The organism is Planctomycetia bacterium, assembly GCA_034440135.1.
Classification (GTDB): domain Bacteria; phylum Planctomycetota; class Planctomycetia; order Pirellulales; family JALHLM01; genus JALHLM01.
This window is the reverse complement of sequence record JAWXBP010000240.1, coordinates 1-17,352: the sequence shown is the minus strand read 5'-3', so window position 1 is coordinate 17,352 and position 17,352 is coordinate 1. Positions and strand designations below refer to the sequence as shown.

The 17,352-nt window shown below is 60.1% G+C and carries 16 protein-coding genes; 9 read left to right on the top strand and 7 right to left on the bottom strand.

Going from position 1 to position 17,352, the window contains the following annotated elements; translation table 11 throughout:
• Window positions 1-193 (bottom strand): hypothetical protein (locus tag SGJ19_14305; GenBank protein ID MDZ4781422.1); only part of this gene is annotated, 193 nt, incomplete at its 3' end.
• A gap of 233 nt (window positions 194-426) precedes the next feature.
• Entirely contained in the window at window positions 427-1,167 is a 741-nt protein-coding gene (locus tag SGJ19_14300) for a hypothetical protein (GenBank protein ID MDZ4781421.1), read from the bottom strand.
• 234 nt (window positions 1,168-1,401) lie between these two features.
• Between SGJ19_14300 and SGJ19_14295 the strand changes: the two genes are divergently transcribed.
• The 5 genes from SGJ19_14295 (at window position 1,402) to mqnC (ending at window position 6,394) form a co-directional block, all read left to right on the top strand.
• Window positions 1,402-2,355, top strand: a complete 954-nt coding sequence (locus SGJ19_14295) for a hypothetical protein (protein ID MDZ4781420.1) — start codon at window positions 1,402-1,404, stop codon at window positions 2,353-2,355.
• 236 nt (window positions 2,356-2,591) lie between these two features.
• Complete coding sequence (locus tag SGJ19_14290) at window positions 2,592-3,380, top strand: hypothetical protein (protein ID MDZ4781419.1); 789 nt, start codon at window positions 2,592-2,594, stop codon at window positions 3,378-3,380.
• Between the two features lie 115 nt (window positions 3,381-3,495).
• Window positions 3,496-4,287 carry a hypothetical protein gene (locus SGJ19_14285; GenBank protein ID MDZ4781418.1) on the top strand — a complete coding sequence of 264 codons (792 nt, stop codon included), beginning with the start codon at window positions 3,496-3,498 and terminating at the stop codon, window positions 4,285-4,287.
• Window positions 4,288-4,509: 222 nt separating this feature from the next.
• Window positions 4,510-5,328: a menaquinone biosynthesis protein gene (locus tag SGJ19_14280; GenBank protein ID MDZ4781417.1), complete on the top strand. Its 819-nt coding sequence runs from the start codon at window positions 4,510-4,512 to the stop codon at window positions 5,326-5,328.
• The gene (gene mqnC, locus SGJ19_14275) at window positions 5,297-6,394 is read left to right on the top strand and encodes a cyclic dehypoxanthinyl futalosine synthase (GenBank protein MDZ4781416.1); all 1,098 of its coding nucleotides are present in this window, start codon (window positions 5,297-5,299) and stop codon (window positions 6,392-6,394) included. Before SGJ19_14280 ends, mqnC begins: the two co-directional genes overlap by 32 nt.
• A 25-nt stretch (window positions 6,395-6,419) precedes the next feature.
• Here mqnC and SGJ19_14270 read toward each other — a convergent pair whose 3' ends face one another.
• A complete protein-coding gene (locus SGJ19_14270) occupies window positions 6,420-7,655 on the bottom strand; it encodes a hypothetical protein (GenBank protein MDZ4781415.1) in 1,236 nt (411 codons plus the stop codon).
• Window positions 7,656-8,009: 354 nt separating this feature from the next.
• Here SGJ19_14270 and SGJ19_14265 point away from each other — a divergent pair, with 354 nt between their 5' ends.
• From SGJ19_14265 to SGJ19_14255, 3 genes are all read left to right on the top strand, one after another.
• On the top strand, window positions 8,010-8,222 hold the full coding sequence (locus SGJ19_14265) for a hypothetical protein (GenBank protein ID MDZ4781414.1): 213 nt from the start codon (window positions 8,010-8,012) through the stop codon (window positions 8,220-8,222).
• The gene (locus SGJ19_14260) at window positions 8,222-9,004 is read left to right on the top strand and encodes a TatD family hydrolase (protein ID MDZ4781413.1); all 783 of its coding nucleotides are present in this window, start codon (window positions 8,222-8,224) and stop codon (window positions 9,002-9,004) included. Before SGJ19_14265 ends, SGJ19_14260 begins: the two co-directional genes overlap by 1 nt.
• Window positions 9,005-9,148: 144 nt before the next feature.
• A complete protein-coding gene (locus SGJ19_14255) occupies window positions 9,149-14,257 on the top strand; it encodes a PVC-type heme-binding CxxCH protein (GenBank protein MDZ4781412.1) in 5,109 nt (1,702 codons plus the stop codon).
• Window positions 14,258-14,300: 43 nt separating this feature from the next.
• On the opposite strand, the gene trpC is transcribed toward SGJ19_14255, so the two are convergent.
• The 4 genes from trpC to SGJ19_14235 are packed head-to-tail and all read right to left on the bottom strand — an operon-like array spanning window position 14,301 to window position 16,647.
• Entirely contained in the window at window positions 14,301-15,080 is a 780-nt protein-coding gene (gene trpC, locus SGJ19_14250; protein ID MDZ4781411.1) for an indole-3-glycerol phosphate synthase TrpC, read from the bottom strand.
• The gene (locus SGJ19_14245; protein MDZ4781410.1) at window positions 15,064-15,486 is read right to left on the bottom strand and encodes an NUDIX domain-containing protein; all 423 of its coding nucleotides are present in this window, start codon (window positions 15,484-15,486) and stop codon (window positions 15,064-15,066) included. The genes trpC and SGJ19_14245 overlap by 17 nt, the downstream gene beginning before the upstream one ends.
• The gene (locus SGJ19_14240) at window positions 15,483-15,794 is read right to left on the bottom strand and encodes a hypothetical protein (protein MDZ4781409.1); all 312 of its coding nucleotides are present in this window, start codon (window positions 15,792-15,794) and stop codon (window positions 15,483-15,485) included. Before SGJ19_14240 ends, SGJ19_14245 begins: the two co-directional genes overlap by 4 nt.
• Window positions 15,795-15,819: 25 nt before the next feature.
• The gene (locus SGJ19_14235) at window positions 15,820-16,647 is read right to left on the bottom strand and encodes an enoyl-ACP reductase (protein MDZ4781408.1); all 828 of its coding nucleotides are present in this window, start codon (window positions 16,645-16,647) and stop codon (window positions 15,820-15,822) included.
• 239 nt (window positions 16,648-16,886) lie between these two features.
• Here SGJ19_14235 and SGJ19_14230 point away from each other — a divergent pair.
• Window positions 16,887-17,352: hypothetical protein (locus SGJ19_14230; protein ID MDZ4781407.1), on the top strand; the 466-nt coding region annotated here is incomplete at its 3' end.

Here is a 17,352-nt window from a genome sequence, read left to right as displayed (position 1 = left end):
GATTCAGGCGGCGGGATTTCCGCGCCTGTTTCCGCAGGGTCGCCTGGCGAGAATTCATGGATGTGCTCGGCAATGTAGAAGGTGTCAACTCCTGAGAAGCAACATCAAACGCCGAATCGGAAATCGCGCACTGCGCCGTGAAGGGGAATCCCCGGCGATCCAGGCCCAACAGGGCCGCGGCGCGAATGACCAAGATGAGAATCGAGAAGAGTCTGTCGTACATGGCAATCCTAGCTCATAATGACACGCCTGTCAGGTGGAACATTGGCGGCCAGCCTGCTGCGATGCTTCACCCCCTCGTATGGCACGGGAATCTGGCGAAATATTGAGCAAATCTGCCAGGAATATCGCCATCTTCGACATGCCGAGCCCTGAATGGCCAACAGAATTCGCATTTGATCCACTTCGAGGTTGCTCGCCCCCCTGCTAATTCACTACCTGTAGAAGCGGCCGGATACGACGAAGCGTCATAATTCCGTCCAGCGTGACTTTGCTGCCAGCCACCTCAATAACTTCCAGGGATCTCGATTGGCCTAAAGTTAGCAAGCCCTCATCCGTGACGTTCGTCCCGCGGAGTGAGACGCGCTGGAGCTGCGGCATAGCTGCTAGCCATACCGTTCCTGCGTCGGTAACAGCTGTCCTATCGAGCGCTAGCCAGCGCAGTTGGCCCCCCTGAAGTAAGTAACCAAGGCCGTTGTCGGTAACTTTGGTTTGCTGAAGGTTAAGCATCTGGAGGGCGTCCATCTCGCCGACTGCCGCCATCGCGATGTCGGAGACCTCGGTCTGGCATAGATTTAAGGTGTGCAAGCGCGCCAGCGATTTCATTTGGCTCGCACCTTTGTCGGAGACGCCTGTCCTGGCGAGCGAAAGCGCGATGACCGGGACATGATCGGAAAGCCGAGCCAGTTGCGCGTCGGAGACGGCGGTGAGATCCAGTGTGACGCGCCACACTTCGCCATTGGCCGACGATTCGCTTGCTGCATTCCCGCCTAACTGGCGGATCCATTCCAAATCCGCGTTCATCTCATTGGGCGGCTCGCCGTCCGACGGGGGGGGAGTGGCTTCGCCACGCACAATTGGCACGCGCATTGATTCCTGATTCGGGCTGGCGAAGCGTGTGAACCGGGATGACACTGCGAAGTCGCCGGCCCTGCCGACGAGTGCCATTCCTAGCAATAGAGCTGACGCCGCCTGGCGCGAAACAACGTCCGCGATTCCGCTTCGGCGAAGCTTGTCGCGCCGGCTGTTGGCGGCCCATTCGACTGAGACCCGGGGCGAACTTCCTTGCGTCCGTCGAAACGGAAGCGGATGATAGCAAGGATGAGCGCGAATCCTGCGGGGAACGGCTAATTGCAGCCATCCGGCAACGCTCTTTTGCAATGAGGACACGGACCTGTGAAAATGCATCGTCTTGATCGAGCCGGCCTGAAACGTGCGGAATTTCGCCGGATCCGCACCTTGATGGTTGCTGGTCTGTGCCTGCTGTTCACTCCGCTCGTAGCCCAAGCGACGCTGCTGACAAACGGCGGCTTCGAGCAATCCGTATCAACCTCCGGCGGCGTGCCATTGGTCCCGGGCGTCTGGCAAGGGGACTATTCTCAGATCGTTTTTGCTGCGCGAGGAGTTCAGGCTTACGATGGCCAAGGAATGTTGCGTTTCATCGCCACGCGACCGCTGCCGCCCGGAGATATCTCCACTGGCAGTGAAGTCTTTCAAATGGTGGATTTGACCCAACACCGCACATTAATCTCCACTGGCTTCGCCGCGGCTCGCCTGACGGCCCAGTTTAATCGCGTGCCCGGCGACGAACAAACGGACGAGCGATTTGGCCTTGGCTTATATTCGTCGGACAACCTATCCGGCGTGCTAAACCCAACCACGTTGCCTCGATTGGAGAGCACTATGTTGAGCGACTCCAATCCCGCCACTTGGGAGCAGCATACGCTGACTTGGATGCTTCCCAGTGAAACGGTTGGAATATACGCCCTGGTAGAAGCTTCGGAGAATATCTTCAACGACCGTACCACTATCGAATTCGATGGGCACTATGCCGATGGGGTGACTCTGGACGTTTTTCCGGCGATCCCCGGAGACACGAACGGAGACGGCAAGGTCAACGTTGTCGACCTGATCAACGTTCGCAACAATTTCGGTGAGGTTGGCGAAATCGGATTACTCGGAGATGCATTTCCGCCCGACGGTCGGGTAAACATCACGGACCTCAACCTAGTCCGAGGCAATTTCGGCGGTGGGCTACCGACGGCCGTCCCCGAGCCAAGCTCCCTTGCGTTTGCAGCTGCTGTGGCGCTCGTGATCGGCGTCGGGCGGTCGCGGCATTGCCGTGGGCCGCATTGAAGTACGCAACCGGTTGATGCAATTAGACTTGCGATCCATTTCTTGGCGAAACAGGAGCCAAACGGAGGTCCGCAACAACCGGAACAACCGCCACGTGTAGGGTGTGCGCTCACGAATTTCCCAGAAAACGCAAATCAACCAATTGACACGATCCCTCCCACGATTAAGATCAGCACTGTGCAGCAGCGTTCCCGCCATTGATCGTCATTTTCTACACCATGAGTCGGAGGTTCCCAATGAGACAGTTGCTGAGGGCAGCGGCAGCCGTGGCTTGCTTGTCAATCGTTTTCTCGGTCGCGACGCCGGCAGTTGATGCTTCGGTCATTACCGCGGCGAAGGCCACCAATTCCGGCGTGGCTCCATCGGTGGGCTCGGGCGTCACCCTGAACGTTGGCGGCTGGAACGCCGGTGGCACCGGTCCCTTCACCTACGATGTGAGTGTTAATCCGGACAACATTCGGTTCCGCACGATTTCGGGCGACTCTTCGACCAGCGCCTTCGTGTCCTTCTGCATTGAAGTCAACCAACACACGGACGGCTTTGGGGTCGACGAAGAGTACGAAGTGATCGCTTTGGAAGACGCGCCGAAGCCGGACACCGCGCTGACGAACCTGGATTTTGGCAACACGGCCAATGTCCTGCGGAGAATGTGGTACCAGTTGATCTCGTCGCAATTCCCGGGCAGCCCCGATGTGCTGAACGTTGCGAATGCGAAAGTCGCGTTCCAGATGGCGGTTTGGGAACTGGTCTATGACACCGGTACCGACTTGAGCTCTGGCTTGTTCACCGCGAATCAGCCGGGCGGAACCATCGCATTGCTGGCCCAGTCCTATCTGGATAGCGCCGTCGCCACTGTTGGTCAGAAGAAGGCGAATCTGTACGCCTTGTCGCCGACCGACGGCTTGGGCCAAGATCAAGTCATCGAGATCATCCCCGAGCCGGCTTCCGTGCTGGCCTGGACGCTGATCGGCGGCTGCTTCGTTGCGGGCCATCGCATTCGTCGCGGCAAGTGGAATTTGGGCTAAGGGCCTTAGTAGCTCTGATCGCTCAGCAAGCTCTCGTCGGGTGGCAGGAGATCGGCTCCTGCCACCTGGCTCGCTTGATTCGGCACCCATGACTTGAATCAACTTGGTGGAATACATGTATCAATTCTGGCGTACAAAATCCGCGAAGCTGACCGGGGCCCTGCTGGCTCTGGCCCTCGTGGTATCGGGTTTCGGGATCGCTCAGGCGAATCCTGTGCTCGACGAAGACCTGGAGGTCGGCGATAAAGTCTGGTTCCGTGATCGTGAAGGCAACATTGGCGGCGGCGAGTATGGCACCGTGAAGTTGCCGGCGACGAATTCGACGCCGGATTTGTTCCGCACTTTTTGTGTGGAGCGAAATCAGTCGTTGGATTTCTCCGACAAGGGATTTTTCGTCTCTGCCATTTCGGACCATACGTCCTCGGGCAAGGCCTTGGATCCCATGGCAGCGTTTCTCTATTGGCATTTCCGGATGGGCACGTTGGCGGGCTATAGCTACGGGAATAACACCGCTGCACATATCCTGAGTGCCAACGGGTTGCAGGCCGCGCTGTGGTTGATTCAGAAGGAGTCAGGCTATACGTCGTATAGCAGCAGCACCTTCAAGGGGCTCAACGACGACATTGAAGCAAAGGCGAAGGTCTTCGTCGACCTGGCCAAGTCGAAAGTGCTGGACGGTACCTGGACGGGTATCGGACTTGTGCGGGTCGCCCAGATCGTCTGGTCGGATCGCTACACGGTCGACAAGTATGGCAAGAAGAAGTATTCGCATCGCAAGGGCGATCCTGCACAAGACGTATTGATCTTGATTCCCGAACCGGCTTCCATCGTTTTCTGGCTCACCGCCGGAAGCATGGCTGGCGTCGGAGCGGTAATTCGGCGACGCAGGGAAGCCCTGGCGGTCTAACTGCTTCGATTCGCTGGTCTGCACTGATGTGATCTTTCAGAGCCATCCCGCACGGGATGGCTCTTTTCATTGGTTGCAAGCATTCGTCGGAGGCTCATGGTGCGCTGCCGGCCGACGGTGCACGCTTTCGGTTAATGCCACGGCAAGATCTCGGTTCCCTGGCGGTACGGCGGCTCGTGACCGCCTTGTCGTCCAGCGCCACCGGCAACTATATTTCTCGCCATGGCTGTCGATCCCATCGGAACCCGCGTCGGAGCCGTGAATTACTTGAACACCAAACCGCTAGTGTTTGGGTTGAGGGATTTGGCGCCGCACGTGGAATTGCATTTCGATCTTCCCAGCCGTCTGGCCGACGGACTGGCCGCCGGGCGGTACGACATCGCACTCATTCCATCGATCGAGTATTTCCAGGGCAGAAATTACGCGATCGTTTCCGACGCTTGCATCGCTTGCCAAGGCCCGGTGTTGAGCGTGAAGCTCTTTAGCCGCGTGCCGCCGGCTCGGATTCGCAGCCTGGCGTTGGACGAAGGCTCCCGAACGAGCGCCGCGCTGGTTCAGATTCTGCTTCGCAAGCGTTTTGGATTGCGGCCGGAATTGACCGCCTTGCCGATTGGCGATTCGCTGGCTCAGGCGAACGCCGATGCGGTGTTGTTGATTGGCGATCGCGCCATGCATTCACCGCTGGAGCGCTTTGAGTGCGTGTGGGATCTTGGCGACGAGTGGCAGAGATTCACGGGTCTTCCCTTTGTTTTTGCCATGTGGGTCGCACGCGCCGACACCGATTTGTCGGGCATCGGAGATACGCTGGCCGCGGCCCGCGATCTCGGAGTGCGAAACCTGAACGAAATCGCCGAACGCGAGGCCGCGCCGTTGGGTCTCACGCGACCGGAATGCCTGGACTACCTGCGAGACAACCTTCATTTCTACTTGGGCGAAGCGGAACTCCGCGGACTCGCCACTTTTTACCGGTTCGCCGCCGAACTTGGGCTGGCGCCGGAAGGACTCGACCTTGGAATCGCCATTGATCAACCTGCTCGATAAGGCGGTCGCCGGCGAGCGACTTGCCCCCGCCGAGGGCCTGCGGCTGTTGCAGTCGCACGACCTGACTGCGCTTGGCCGCGCCGCCGACGCCGTCGTGCGCCGCTTGCATCCGGAACCATTCCGCACGTTCAACATCGATCGCAACATCAATTACACGAACGTCTGTACTGCCGTCTGCGACTTCTGCGCTTTCTATCGCAAGCCAAAGCACGACGAAGGCTATGTCCTCGATCGCGAAGTGCTGTTGAAAAAAATCGAGGAAACGGTGGCCCTCGGGGGCGATCAAGTTCTGATGCAGGGCGGGCTCCACCCGGAGTTTAAGCTGGAGTGGTACGAGGAATTACTCCAGGACATCAAGCGCCGGTTCCCGCAGGTGAATGTCCACGGCTTCAGCCCGCCGGAGATTCATCACTTCACCAAAGTCTCGAAGCTTCCGCTAAGAACGGTGCTGGAGCGCCTCAAAGCCGCGGGCCTGGGCAGCCTACCGGGAGGCGGCGCCGAGATTCTCGTCGATCGCGTCCGCGCCGAGATCACACGCGGAAAAGTGATGACGGACGATTGGCTGAACGTCTGTCGCGTCTGGCACGAGTTGGGCGGAATCGGCAGCGCGACTATGATGTTCGGCCACGTGGAAACGTTGGCCGAGCGGATCGAGCATCTGGAGCGATTGCGGCAACTCCAAGACGAAACCGCAGGCTTCACAGCGTTCATCTGCTGGACGTTTCAGCCGGAGCACACGGATCTCGCGCACATCCCGGCGGCCGGATCATTCGAGTATCTGAAGACTTTAGCCGTGAGCCGCCTCTACCTCGACAACTTCGCCAATATTCAATCGAGTTGGGTCACCCAGGGGCTGAAGATCGGCGAGCTCTCGCTCCTTTACGGCTGCAATGACATGGGCAGCCTGATGATCGAGGAGAACGTCGTGGCGGCCGCTGGCACCGTCCACCACCTGACGCTCGATCAAATCAAGGGAGCGATTCGCGAGGCCGGCTACATCCCGCAGCGCCGCAACGTCTTCTACAACTACGTCGATGAACCCGAAACTGCGGCGACCAGTGCCTGACCGCGAACAACTCCTGCGCCCGACGCTACCAGTTCCACACCATACCGACCGTCGGGCCGTGATAGATCAACGTGCCGTTGTCATCCACTTCCGCCGGGCCTTGGGTGAGGATGTTGAAATCGCGTTGAAGGTTGTTCATGCCAAGCGCGAGGCCGTCGATTCCCATTGCCTGGTAGCCGGCGATCACCGTCAGGCGCGGAAACAACTGAAAGCAACTTTCGATGCGGACATCGCCCATAAAGGCCGTGGCGCCGGTTTGGGCTTCGCCCGAGAAGTCAGCGGCGCCCACGGAAAAGAAATCGGTGCTCTGACGGGCGGAATTGCCGAAGACGCCCACTTTGCCATCGAGGTTGAGCCACCAGCGTTGACTCGCTCGATAGATGACGTTGCCGCCGATCTGCCCGCCGATGAGGTCGTTCGTGGTAGCAACATCAATTTGGCGCGTCGTGCCAAACTGCGCCGGCACGCTCGTTGAAGAAAGGTACTGAAAAGTCTCCTCCACGTTGACATAACGCACACCGCAAAGCAGCACCGCCTCGAAGGCGCCGCAACGAATGGGGGCGCGATACCGGATATTGATTTCGGCGCTGTTGAAGTCGGACGTGTCGCTGATCGTCACCCGATCGTTGTAATCCAAGCCCACGATAGCGGCCGGGTTCCCGAATTGCGAGAAAAAGGAGAACAGGTTTCCATCCCCGCCAAGTGCGTTCGGCGATTCGTTGCGCACGGTAACGGTATCGTCCCAATGTTGCTGACCGAGGTAAGTGCCTTCGACGCGAAAGTAGTCGTTGATCGTTCGACCCAACGTGAAGCGCACGCCGGGGCGCAATTCATGATCCAGGTCTTCGGTCGACAGCGCCTCCGGTCCTCGGGCGCCTTGAGTCGCGACGGTGAAATCTTCGCCGTTATCTCGTGTCAGGAACACGCCTTCGAAGCCGGCGTACCAGCGAGGCATGTCGGTCCAAGACGGCAAGGGGAGATTCGCGTAGCCGTTTCCGTAGTTGACGTTGCCCCAGACGGTGTCGCAGTTGCCGCAGTTGGAGTTCTGGCGGGCCTGCTCTTCCGTCGCGACGCCCCCCTCCCAGGGATGAAACGCGGCAGGCTGCTCGCTGCCCCACGGATCAAAGGGAGCAACCGCAGGAGCGGTCACGGCGCCGACGGGCTGTTTGGCCTTGGTTTCCGCGGACACGATGCCAGGCGCCATGAGCAGCCCGCCACAGGCCCAGGCTACGCGGCGTAAGTTGATGGACGCGAACTGCATCGGTTTCCCCTCGTGTAGGCGCCGGACAGCTTGCGCAATCGGCAACGCCGCCCCTAGACTTTCTTCGGCAGGCGCGATCGGCAAATCCAGCAAAGTCGGCGTCTTCCGTCGGAAGCGAACCGTTTGCCCCAATTAACTGGGGAAGCGGCGATGACGCGGCGGCACACTATAAGCCCAGTGACGGCCCTAACAGTCGTGGGTGATGGTCGCGACTTTGGCGGCCTTCCCCGGGGCTTAGTCAGAGTCGCGCCCCTATTCCTATTCCGCCAGCCCTCATACCACTGCCTCCGCGATTCTGGCAAAATGAGTGGACTGGTCGCCGACTTAGGAAGAACGCGAATCGCCATGGACCCGATGCCCGCAACTCGCGAGGAACACCAAGCTTACCTCCGCATCCTGGCCAACGTGACGCCTGGCGAGCGCATGAAACGAGCGATGGACCTCTCGGACATGGGTCTGCGCATGCTAAAAGTCAATCTACGGCGACGCATTCCAGAACTGGACGAGGAGCGGCTGCATCGACTTTTTTTGGAGCGATCGGAGCAGTGTCACAATCGGGAGTATTGATGCATCTCGTCGATACGCATGCTCATCTCACTCAGGATGATTTCGAGGGTGACCGCGCCGAGGTCGTCGCCCGCGCCGCAGAAGCCGGTGTGGCGCAGATCATTGCGATCGGTTATTCCGCGACGACGAGCGCAGCGGTGGTTCGCTTAGCCGCCGGATATCCCAATGTGTACGCCGCCGTGGGAATCCAGCCGAACGACTGCGCGCAGGCGGGACCGGGCGATTGGGACGCCGTCGTGCAACTTGCCAAGAGTCCTAAGGTCGTGGCCATCGGCGAAACGGGGCTCGATCGCTACTGGGACTACTCGCCGCTGGAACTGCAACAAGCGTATTTCGATCGCCACCTGCGACTGGCGCAGCAACTCGACCTGCCCGTCGTGATTCACACCCGCGAAAGCGACGCCGAAGTCTTGGCGATGCTTCGCGAAGCGGCAGCGCGAGGTCCATTGCGCGGCGTGATGCATTCCTTCACAGGCACGGCCGAAACCGCGGCGGAATGCATCGAACTCGGCATGTACATTAGCTTCGCCGGCATGGTCACGTTCAAGAAAAACGACGCGTTGCGAGCCGTCGCCGCGACGATCCCCGCTGACCGCATTCTGGTGGAAACGGATAGCCCTTACCTCGCCCCGCAGCCGAACCGCGGAAAACGCAACGAGCCAGCATTCGTAGCCCATACGGCGCGCTGCCTGGCGGAAGTGCGCGGCGTCGAACTGGCCGCGTTTGCCGCGCAAACGACCAAGAACGCACAACGATTGTTTCGCTTGCCACGCGCGGTGTAAGCCCAGGGAAGGCCCTCGAGATCGTGGAGGACGGAACGATTTCGAGGGCCTTCCCTGGGCTTGGTGCTGCCGGCGCAATTACAATCAACGCTGCCACTAAGCCGCGATTCCGTAAAAAGCCCCGGCACACCGGAGATCATCGCCATGCGTCCCTTCGCATACCTGCTCGGTGCGTTGCTGGCCTGGCCCGTGGCAATGGCCTGCGCCGCCGACGGGAATCGTCTGGCGTACCTAGATGAGTGCGATCCGTACTACCCGCACCGTGACTTCGCGCGGCTAACCACGCCGCAGTGGGTCGGCGAGCCGGGCGTCGAGGCGGTCGTGATCCTGGCGATCGACGACATGCGCGATCCCGCCAAGTACGAAGCGTATCTGCGGCCCATTCTCGACCGGCTTAAGCAGATTGACGGCCGGGCGGCGATGAGCATCATGACCAACCAGGTCGACACCAACGACCCGCAGTTGCAGGCTTGGCTCAAGGAAGGCGTGAGTCTCGAATGCCACACGCTGGATCATCCGTGCCCGCTCCTGAAGGACGGCGACTTCGCCAAGGCTAGCGCTACGTATCACGGCTGCGTGGATTTGCTGGCGTCGATTCCCAACAACCTGCCTGTTGCGTTTCGGATGCCTTGCTGCGATTCGCTGAACATGGTGAGTCCGCGGTTCTTCTCGGAGATACTCAACAAGTCATCGCCTGGCGGCCATCGCTTGATGATCGATTCGTCGGTCTTCAACGTCATCACGCCCAATGATCCTGAATTGCCGCGCGAACTGGTCTATGAGCCAGGCACTACCAAGGATCGCTTCCGCAAATACTTGCCGTTCCCATCGTTCGTCAACACGATCGAGGACTATCCGTATCCCTACATGATCGGCGAGCACTGCTGGGAGTTTCCCTGCGTGGTTCCCAGCGACTGGGAAGCACAGAACATCCAGCAGCCGAACAATCCAAAGACGGTCGAGGACTTAAAGGCGGCTCTCGACTCCGTCGTGATCAAGCAGGGCGTATTCAATCTCGTATTTCATCCGCACGGGTGGATTCGCGCGGAGCAAGTTGTGGAGTTGATCGATCATGCCGTTGCCTCGCACGGTTCAAAGATTCGGTTTCTGTCGTTCGCTGAAGCGGCAAAGTATCTCGAATTGTGGGGCTTCGGCGGAACAAAACAAGGAATGCGCACCCTTGACATTGACGGCGACGGGTGGATGGACTTCGTGACAACCGCCAATGGAAATACTCAGTCGTTTGTAAAATGGGACAACAAAAGTCGCACTTTCACTAGTGGAATCTTTGACTCATCGCGCGGTAAAGCGGCGCTTGGCGTGATTGAACGCGATTCGCGTTCGGCAATGATCACGAAAGATGTGCATTCGTTGAACGAGTATCGATTTCACAAGGACCAACTTAAACAATTCCGTGACTTTGGGATCGAGACGAAGGCTTTTGACGTGCGAGGAAAACCGATTGCACTTGCGCCAGACGATCAAGAGGCACTACGAGGATTGGACGTCAACTGGCTCGACCACCGCCTCCGCGATCTCGACGGCGACGGAATCTGTGAACTGCTGATCACACCGAAGCAAGGCGCCGTCGTCATCCTCGGCCTGGACAAAGAGGATCGCTGGCGCCGCCTGACCTTCACGTTGCCGGCGGAAACGGCAATCGTCGATGCAGAAAAACACGACGCCGGCCTGCGGTTCGTCGACATCGACGAAGACGGCGATCTCGACGTGCTGTTCTCCAACGAAGCGCGGTTCTCGCTCCATCTCTTCGAGTCCCTCGAAAAAGGCTGGTCGCGCGAGATTCTGCGCGGAAATCAAGGGGACGCGCGCTCGATTCCGCCCATCGTGCGCAACGGCACGAACAACGGCGCCTGGTTTCATTCCCGGCATCTCTGGGTGCAGAACGAAGACACGGCGCGGTTACCCGATTTGGTCGATCGGCGTTCCTTCAACGAACTGCTCGGCAACGCGGAGTTAGGGCCGCGATCCCCGGAAGCCTCGCTCAAAGGTATGCGCGTGCGGCCAGGATTGAGGATCGAGCTGGTTGCCGCGGAGCCGCTCGTAATGGACCCAGTGGCATTCGATTGGGGTCCCGACGGCAAGCTCTGGGTTGTCGAGATGGGAGACTATCCGCTGGGTGCGGACAACGCCGGCGCGCCCGGCGGGCGCGTGCGGTATCTCGAAGACACCAACGGCGACGGCAAATACGATCGCTCGACGCTGTTCCTGGACGGCCTGAGCTATCCCAACGGCGTGATGGCGTGGGGCCGCGGCGTGCTCGTGAGCGCCGCGCCGGAAGTATTCTATGCCGAAGACACCGATGGCGATGGCCGCGCCGATAAACGCGAGGCGCTCATCACGGGCTTCGGCGAAGCGAATCCCCAACATCGCGTCAACGGTTTCACCTGGGGACTCGACAACTGGGTGCATTGCGCGATGGGCGAAAGCGGCGGCGCGATTCATTCCGTGCGGCGCAACGACGACGCGGAACTCGGCAATCGCGATTTCCGTTTCCGCCCGGCGACCGGCGAGATCGATCCGCAAACTGGCTCGACGCAATATCAACGTATCGCCGACGACTGGGGCAATTGGTTTGGCTCCGATAACATCCATCCCCTTTGGCACTACGTGCTGCCGGATGAATACCTGCGGCGCAACCAGCACGTCGCAGCACCGCAAGTCTTGAGAGAAGTGCCGGAAGTCCTCGGCGCGGCTCCGGTCTTTCCAACAAGCCGCACGCTGGCGCGCTACAACGATTTTCACCTGTCGAACCATATCACCTCGGCTTGCGGCGTCGGCTTTTACCGCGACGATCTGCTCGGCGCCGACCTCGCAGGCAACGCCTTCGTTTGCGAGCCCGTGCATAACTTGGTCCATCGCCAGGTGCTCACTCCGCAAGGCGTGTCCTTCACCGGTCGCCGCGCCGACGATGAACAGCAGCGCGAGTTCCTCACGTCGACCGACAACTGGTTTCGTCCCGTGATGATCCGCACCGGGCCCGACGGCGCGCTCTACGTGGCGGATTTCTATCGCCAGGTTCTGGAGCATCCCGAGTGGATCCCCGACGACATCGAAGCCAAGATCGACGTCCGCGCCGGGTACGAACGCGGGCGCATCTACCGCATCGTGCCGGTCGGGGAGCCATTGCGCAAGGTGCCCAAGCTGAATGAACAATCCACCGAACAACTCGTCGCCCAACTCGAAAGCCCGAACGGCACGCTGCGCGACATGACGCAACGATTGCTTGTGGAACGCGCCGACCGCGGCGCAATCGAGCCGCTTCAACAGCTCGTTGGGAACGGCGATCGCGCCACGGCGCGGCTGCATGCTCTTGGTGCGCTCGATGGATTGGCGGCGCTCGATGAAGCCACGGTGGTTGCAGCCCTGCGCGACGAACATGCAGGCGTTCGCCGTCACGCCCTGCGACTCGCGGAACGTTTTGCAAAAGGAGACAACGCAGTCGCTAAAGAACTGCTTGATGATCGCTGGTTGTCACCTCACGAAGCTGAGCTCGTGAAGTTGCAGTACGTCTGCACGATCGGCGCTATGCCTGCGGGATCCGCGACACTTCCACTGGCGACACCCTTGCTCACGGATTGGGAGAACGTCTATCGGCGATCCGCCGTGCTCAGTTCGCTGACGCCCGAGAATCTGCCGCTGTGCGCGCGAGTGGTGTGCGAAGCAGATCTCAACGCCGGGCCTACACCGGAGTTGATGCGATCCCTAGCGGACTTGGCGCTGGCGTTCGATGATCGGTCAACCTGCGGAAGGCTACTGGAACGCGCACTTGAGTCGCAGTCCAATGAAGCAAGTCAACTCGCACGAACGGCCGGCGTTCTTAGCGCGCTCCGCGAGCGCGACGTCACGCCCGCAGCGTTGTTCGCCGAGGATCCCCTCGCGGCGGAACGCGTTGAAGCAGCGTTGATGAAGCTCCGGCAAACGTCCGCCGCGGCCGTCGCGGACGAAAAAGCGTCGGTGGAACTTCGTTTGGCTGCTTTGGAAATCATTTCTCAAGATGAGTCCGGTGCGACGTTAGACTTAATCGAGTCTCTCTTGACGTCTTCCGCGCCGACGGAATTGCTGAATGCCGCGATCGAGCGTCTGGCCGCGATGGAGTCTGACGTCGCGTTCGACACCTTGCTCAACGCGTGGCGGACGCTGACGCCGCAGGTGCGCGCGCAGGCGCTCGAGGCATGTTTTCAGCGACCGCAACAAGTGTTGCGAGTGTTAAAGTCGCTCGAAAATGGCAGGATTCACGCAGGCGATTTCGACGCGGATCGCCGCCAGCGTTTTGCCGTAAGCGCCGGTCGACAGCTTCGGGAACGTGTCATCAAGGCGCTGTCCGCGGAGATCGACACGGATCGTCGCCAGGTCGTCGAGCAATTTCAAGACGTACTTGCGATCAGTGCCGACGCCGAACATGGCGCCGTCGTATTCCGAGAAAAGTGCGCGGTCTGCCATCGCCTAGGCAATGTCGGCTTTGCGATCGGAGCGGACTTAGCCGCGCTGACCGACAAATCGCCGTCTTCGTTGTTGGTCGCGATCCTCGATCCCAATCGCGCGCTCGAAACCAAGTTCGTCTCCTACACCGCGCAAACCAGCGACGGCCTGACACATACCGGGATGCTCGTCGATGAATCCGGCGCGAGCATCACGTTGCTCGGCCAGGAAGATAAGCGAGCCATCATCCCGCGAGGTCAGTTGGAGGCCCTCGAATCGACCGGCAAATCGCTCATGCCGGAAGGACTGGAGAAAGACCTCTCCAAGCAAGACCTTGCCGACGTAATGGCCTTCGTGGCGAAGCTGCCGACGCCGCGCAAGGAATTCCCCGGCAACACGCCCGACCTGGTACGGGCGGACGAACACGGCACCTTCAAACTCACCGCGGTGCTGGCAGAAGTTTATGGCCCGACGTTAATCTTTGAACCAGGGCGCCAGAACCTCGGTTTCTGGGGCAGCGAAAGCGACCGCGCCGCGTGGAACCTAATGGTTGAACATCCCGGTCGCTATCGCGTTTGGCTCCACTACGCTTGCCACCGCGATACTGCCGGCAACCCGTTTCAAGTGCAATGCGGCGAACAGCGACTCAAGTCCGAGGTCCGGGGCACCGGCACTTGGGACTATTACCGCCGTGTGGAAATCGGCGAACTCCAACTGATCCCCGGCGACCACCGCCTCACCCTCCGCTCCGACGGTCCGATCGCCGGCCACTTGATGGACTTGTTCGAGTTGAGCCTAGAGCGCGATGAGTAGAGATGCGCTACGGAGGCAGGGCGGTGAATGTCGAATGGTTTGACTACTTATTCTTGAGCAGTCGATCCACCGCGGCGCCGATGTCAGGGTCGCGCATCAGCGACGTGCCGACCAACATGGCGTTGAATTCCGCGGCGGCGAGTTGATCGACGTCGGCGCGGGTGGCGATGGCGCTTTCGGCGACGGCCAGGCAGTCGCCGGGGATGCGCTTGCGTTCGCGCAACGCGTGCTGAAAATCGACTTCCAGGGTGTGCAGGTTGCGATTGTTGATGCCGATCAGCGTGGCGCCGGCTTCCAGGACGCGGTCGAGATTCTCCGGATCGAAGTATTCCACGAGGGGCGTGAGGCCCAACTCGATCGCCTCGTTGTGCAGCGCGCGAAGGTTGCAATCATCGAGGCATTCGGCGATCAACAGCACGGCGTCGGCGCCGGCGGCACGGGCTTCGACGAGCTGATAACTGTCGACAATAAAATCTTTGCGCAGGACCGGCAGCCGCACCTTGGCGCGAACCTCGCGGAGGTAATCGAGCTTGCCTTGGAAGTATTTCTCGTCGGTGAGGACGCTGATGCAGGTCGCGCCGTGGGCTTCGTAGATCGCGGCGACTTCGGCGGGCGTGCGATCGGCGCGAATCGAACCTTGCGAAGGACTGGCAAGCTTCACTTCGGCGATTAAGTGGACGCCGGGCACGCACAACGGCGTGAAAAAGTCGCGAACCTTGGGAGCGTCTTTCAAACTGGCGCGGAGTTCCTTGAGCGGCCGCGACGCCTTCGCGGCTTCGACTTCGGTGCGCTTGTGCTCGACGATCTCACGAAGTTTGCTCATGGCGGCGCGCGTCTCGACGATGGCTCAACAGCGTTTCAATCACAACCTGATTCGCTTCCGGAAATCTTAGCTGACTCAACTCGCTCGCATCCACCCATCGAAACGGGGGCTTCGGCGTGGCGTCTGTTTCGTTCGAAACCCGCGCACTAAAAAAATGCAATCGTAGCTGACCGTGGGCATAGGTGTGTTCGACGACCGGAACGATCAGATCCTCAACTTCAATCGAAAGTCCCGTCTCCTCCAGGCATTCGCGTCGTGCGGTTTCGGCGGGAGTCTCGCCCGTTTTCACTTTGCCGCCGGGGAATTCGTCGTGTCCGGCCAGCACGGCTCGTTCATCACGAATGCCGACAAGGTATCGATCGTTACATTCCACTACGGCGACGGCGATGTCGTGTCGGTCTGTCATTCGTTCGTCCAACCCGCAGTCCAAAAGGCCGATTCATCGTTCAGGTCCCAGACCTTTCCGTTGTCATCGAACGCGATTTCCACCCACCCGGGACTACCAAATCGCTTGTAAACCCAATCCGAATCGCCCGAATTAATTGGCGGCCCTAGGATCTGTCGGATTTCGACTTGCGTCATCCCAACTTTGACCTGATTCAATTGATAGCTGGGAATCGTCGGCCCGAACACGCGAATCAACGCAGCGAGGCAGAGCGCATTCAGGAGTATCAACAACAGCAGCGAACGGAGACGAAAGGTCGGCCACGCCATTTAAAGCTCTCCGCGACTCCGCGGTTCAACTCGGCTGCCCCTTGTAGGCATCCAACATCCGGCCCGGCGAGCCCATGATGTTGTAGCCGCAGTCGACGTGGAGGATTTCGCCCGTGATGCCGTCGGAGAGGTCCGAAAGCAGGAAGCCGCCGGAGCGGCCGACTTCTTCCGGCAGGACGTTGCGCCCCATCGGCGACATCTGTTCGTAGAGCGGCACCATGTCGTCGACGCCGGCGCCGCGGCCGGCCAAGGTGCGGACCGGGCCGGCGCTCACCGCGTTCACGCGCACGCCGCGCGGGCCGAGATCGTACGCGAGGTATTTGACGACGCTATCGAGCGCCGCCTTGCAGATGCCCATTACGTTATAACCGGGCACGCACTTTTCGCCGCCGAAGTAGGTCATCGTCAGGATGCTGGCCCGCGGGCTAAGGATGTCTTTCGCAGCGTTCGCGACGGCGAGTAGGCTGTAAGCGCTGATTTCCATAGCCATCAGAAAACCGGCGCGGCTGGTTTCGACGGTATCCCGTTTGAGATCCTCCAGCGACGCGTGGGCGATCGAATGGAGCAGGAAGTCGATCTGCCCGAACTCCTCCTTGGTCTTTTGCATCACGGCGCGGATGTCGTCGTCGTTTTGGACGTTCATCGGGACCAGGAACTTGGCCGACGGGTGCTTGTCGGTCAATTGGGCGACCCGATGGCGATTCCGCTGCCGGGCGTCGTCCGCCTTGTCCGGCAAATGGCTGAATCCACAGACGGCCCCTTCTTCCATGGCGAACTGGGCGATCGACCAGGCGATCGAATGGTCGTTCGCGACGCCGAGCACGAGTCCCTTTTTGCCTTCGAACAGCTTCATATCATGCACCTTGCCTGGCGCCCGACCACGGGCGGTGAAGTTAACCCTAACGCCGGAAGCAGTTTACCGGCGGCCCAGCCAACTTCCCAGGGGCGTGCCAGGACGGGTCATCTCCTATTGGCCGATAGGGTGTTTTCACGAATCCAAGTGATTCCACTGGACAGTCGATGTGTATTCCATATGATTCAATTGCTGGGCTTCGTACTCGATTAGACTTCACACGAATCAGTTCTGATTGCATGACTGCGACACAATTTGACTATCTGACGACACTTTCACGGCATCCGCAGCTGGCGAAAGCGGCTTTGGAGTGGCTGATCGATTTGGACTTACCGGGGACGGAGCAGGCCGCGCCGACGGCCGCGAAACTGCTGGGAGGCGACGCTGGCATGCTCGTCGAACGCCAGGCCGGCGGTTGGGCGGGGCTCTATTCCACAGGGCTGCCGGCGGGTTTTCCGAACGGCCTGGCGGATGAAGCTTTGGACCGGGAACGTTGTTGCCGCGAAGACAACTGGCTCGCGGCGCCTTTGCACGCCCGCGGAGCGCATGGCGAGCTATTTCTCGTGCGATGCGGGCGGCCGCCCGCCGGCGCGGAGATTCAGGAGCAAATGGCGGCGGTGGCGCGCTTGCTGGGCGAGATCGTTGGCCAGGCGCGACGCCGTTCCAGCGAACGGCAGCGGTTGGAACGGTTGCGGACCATTTTGG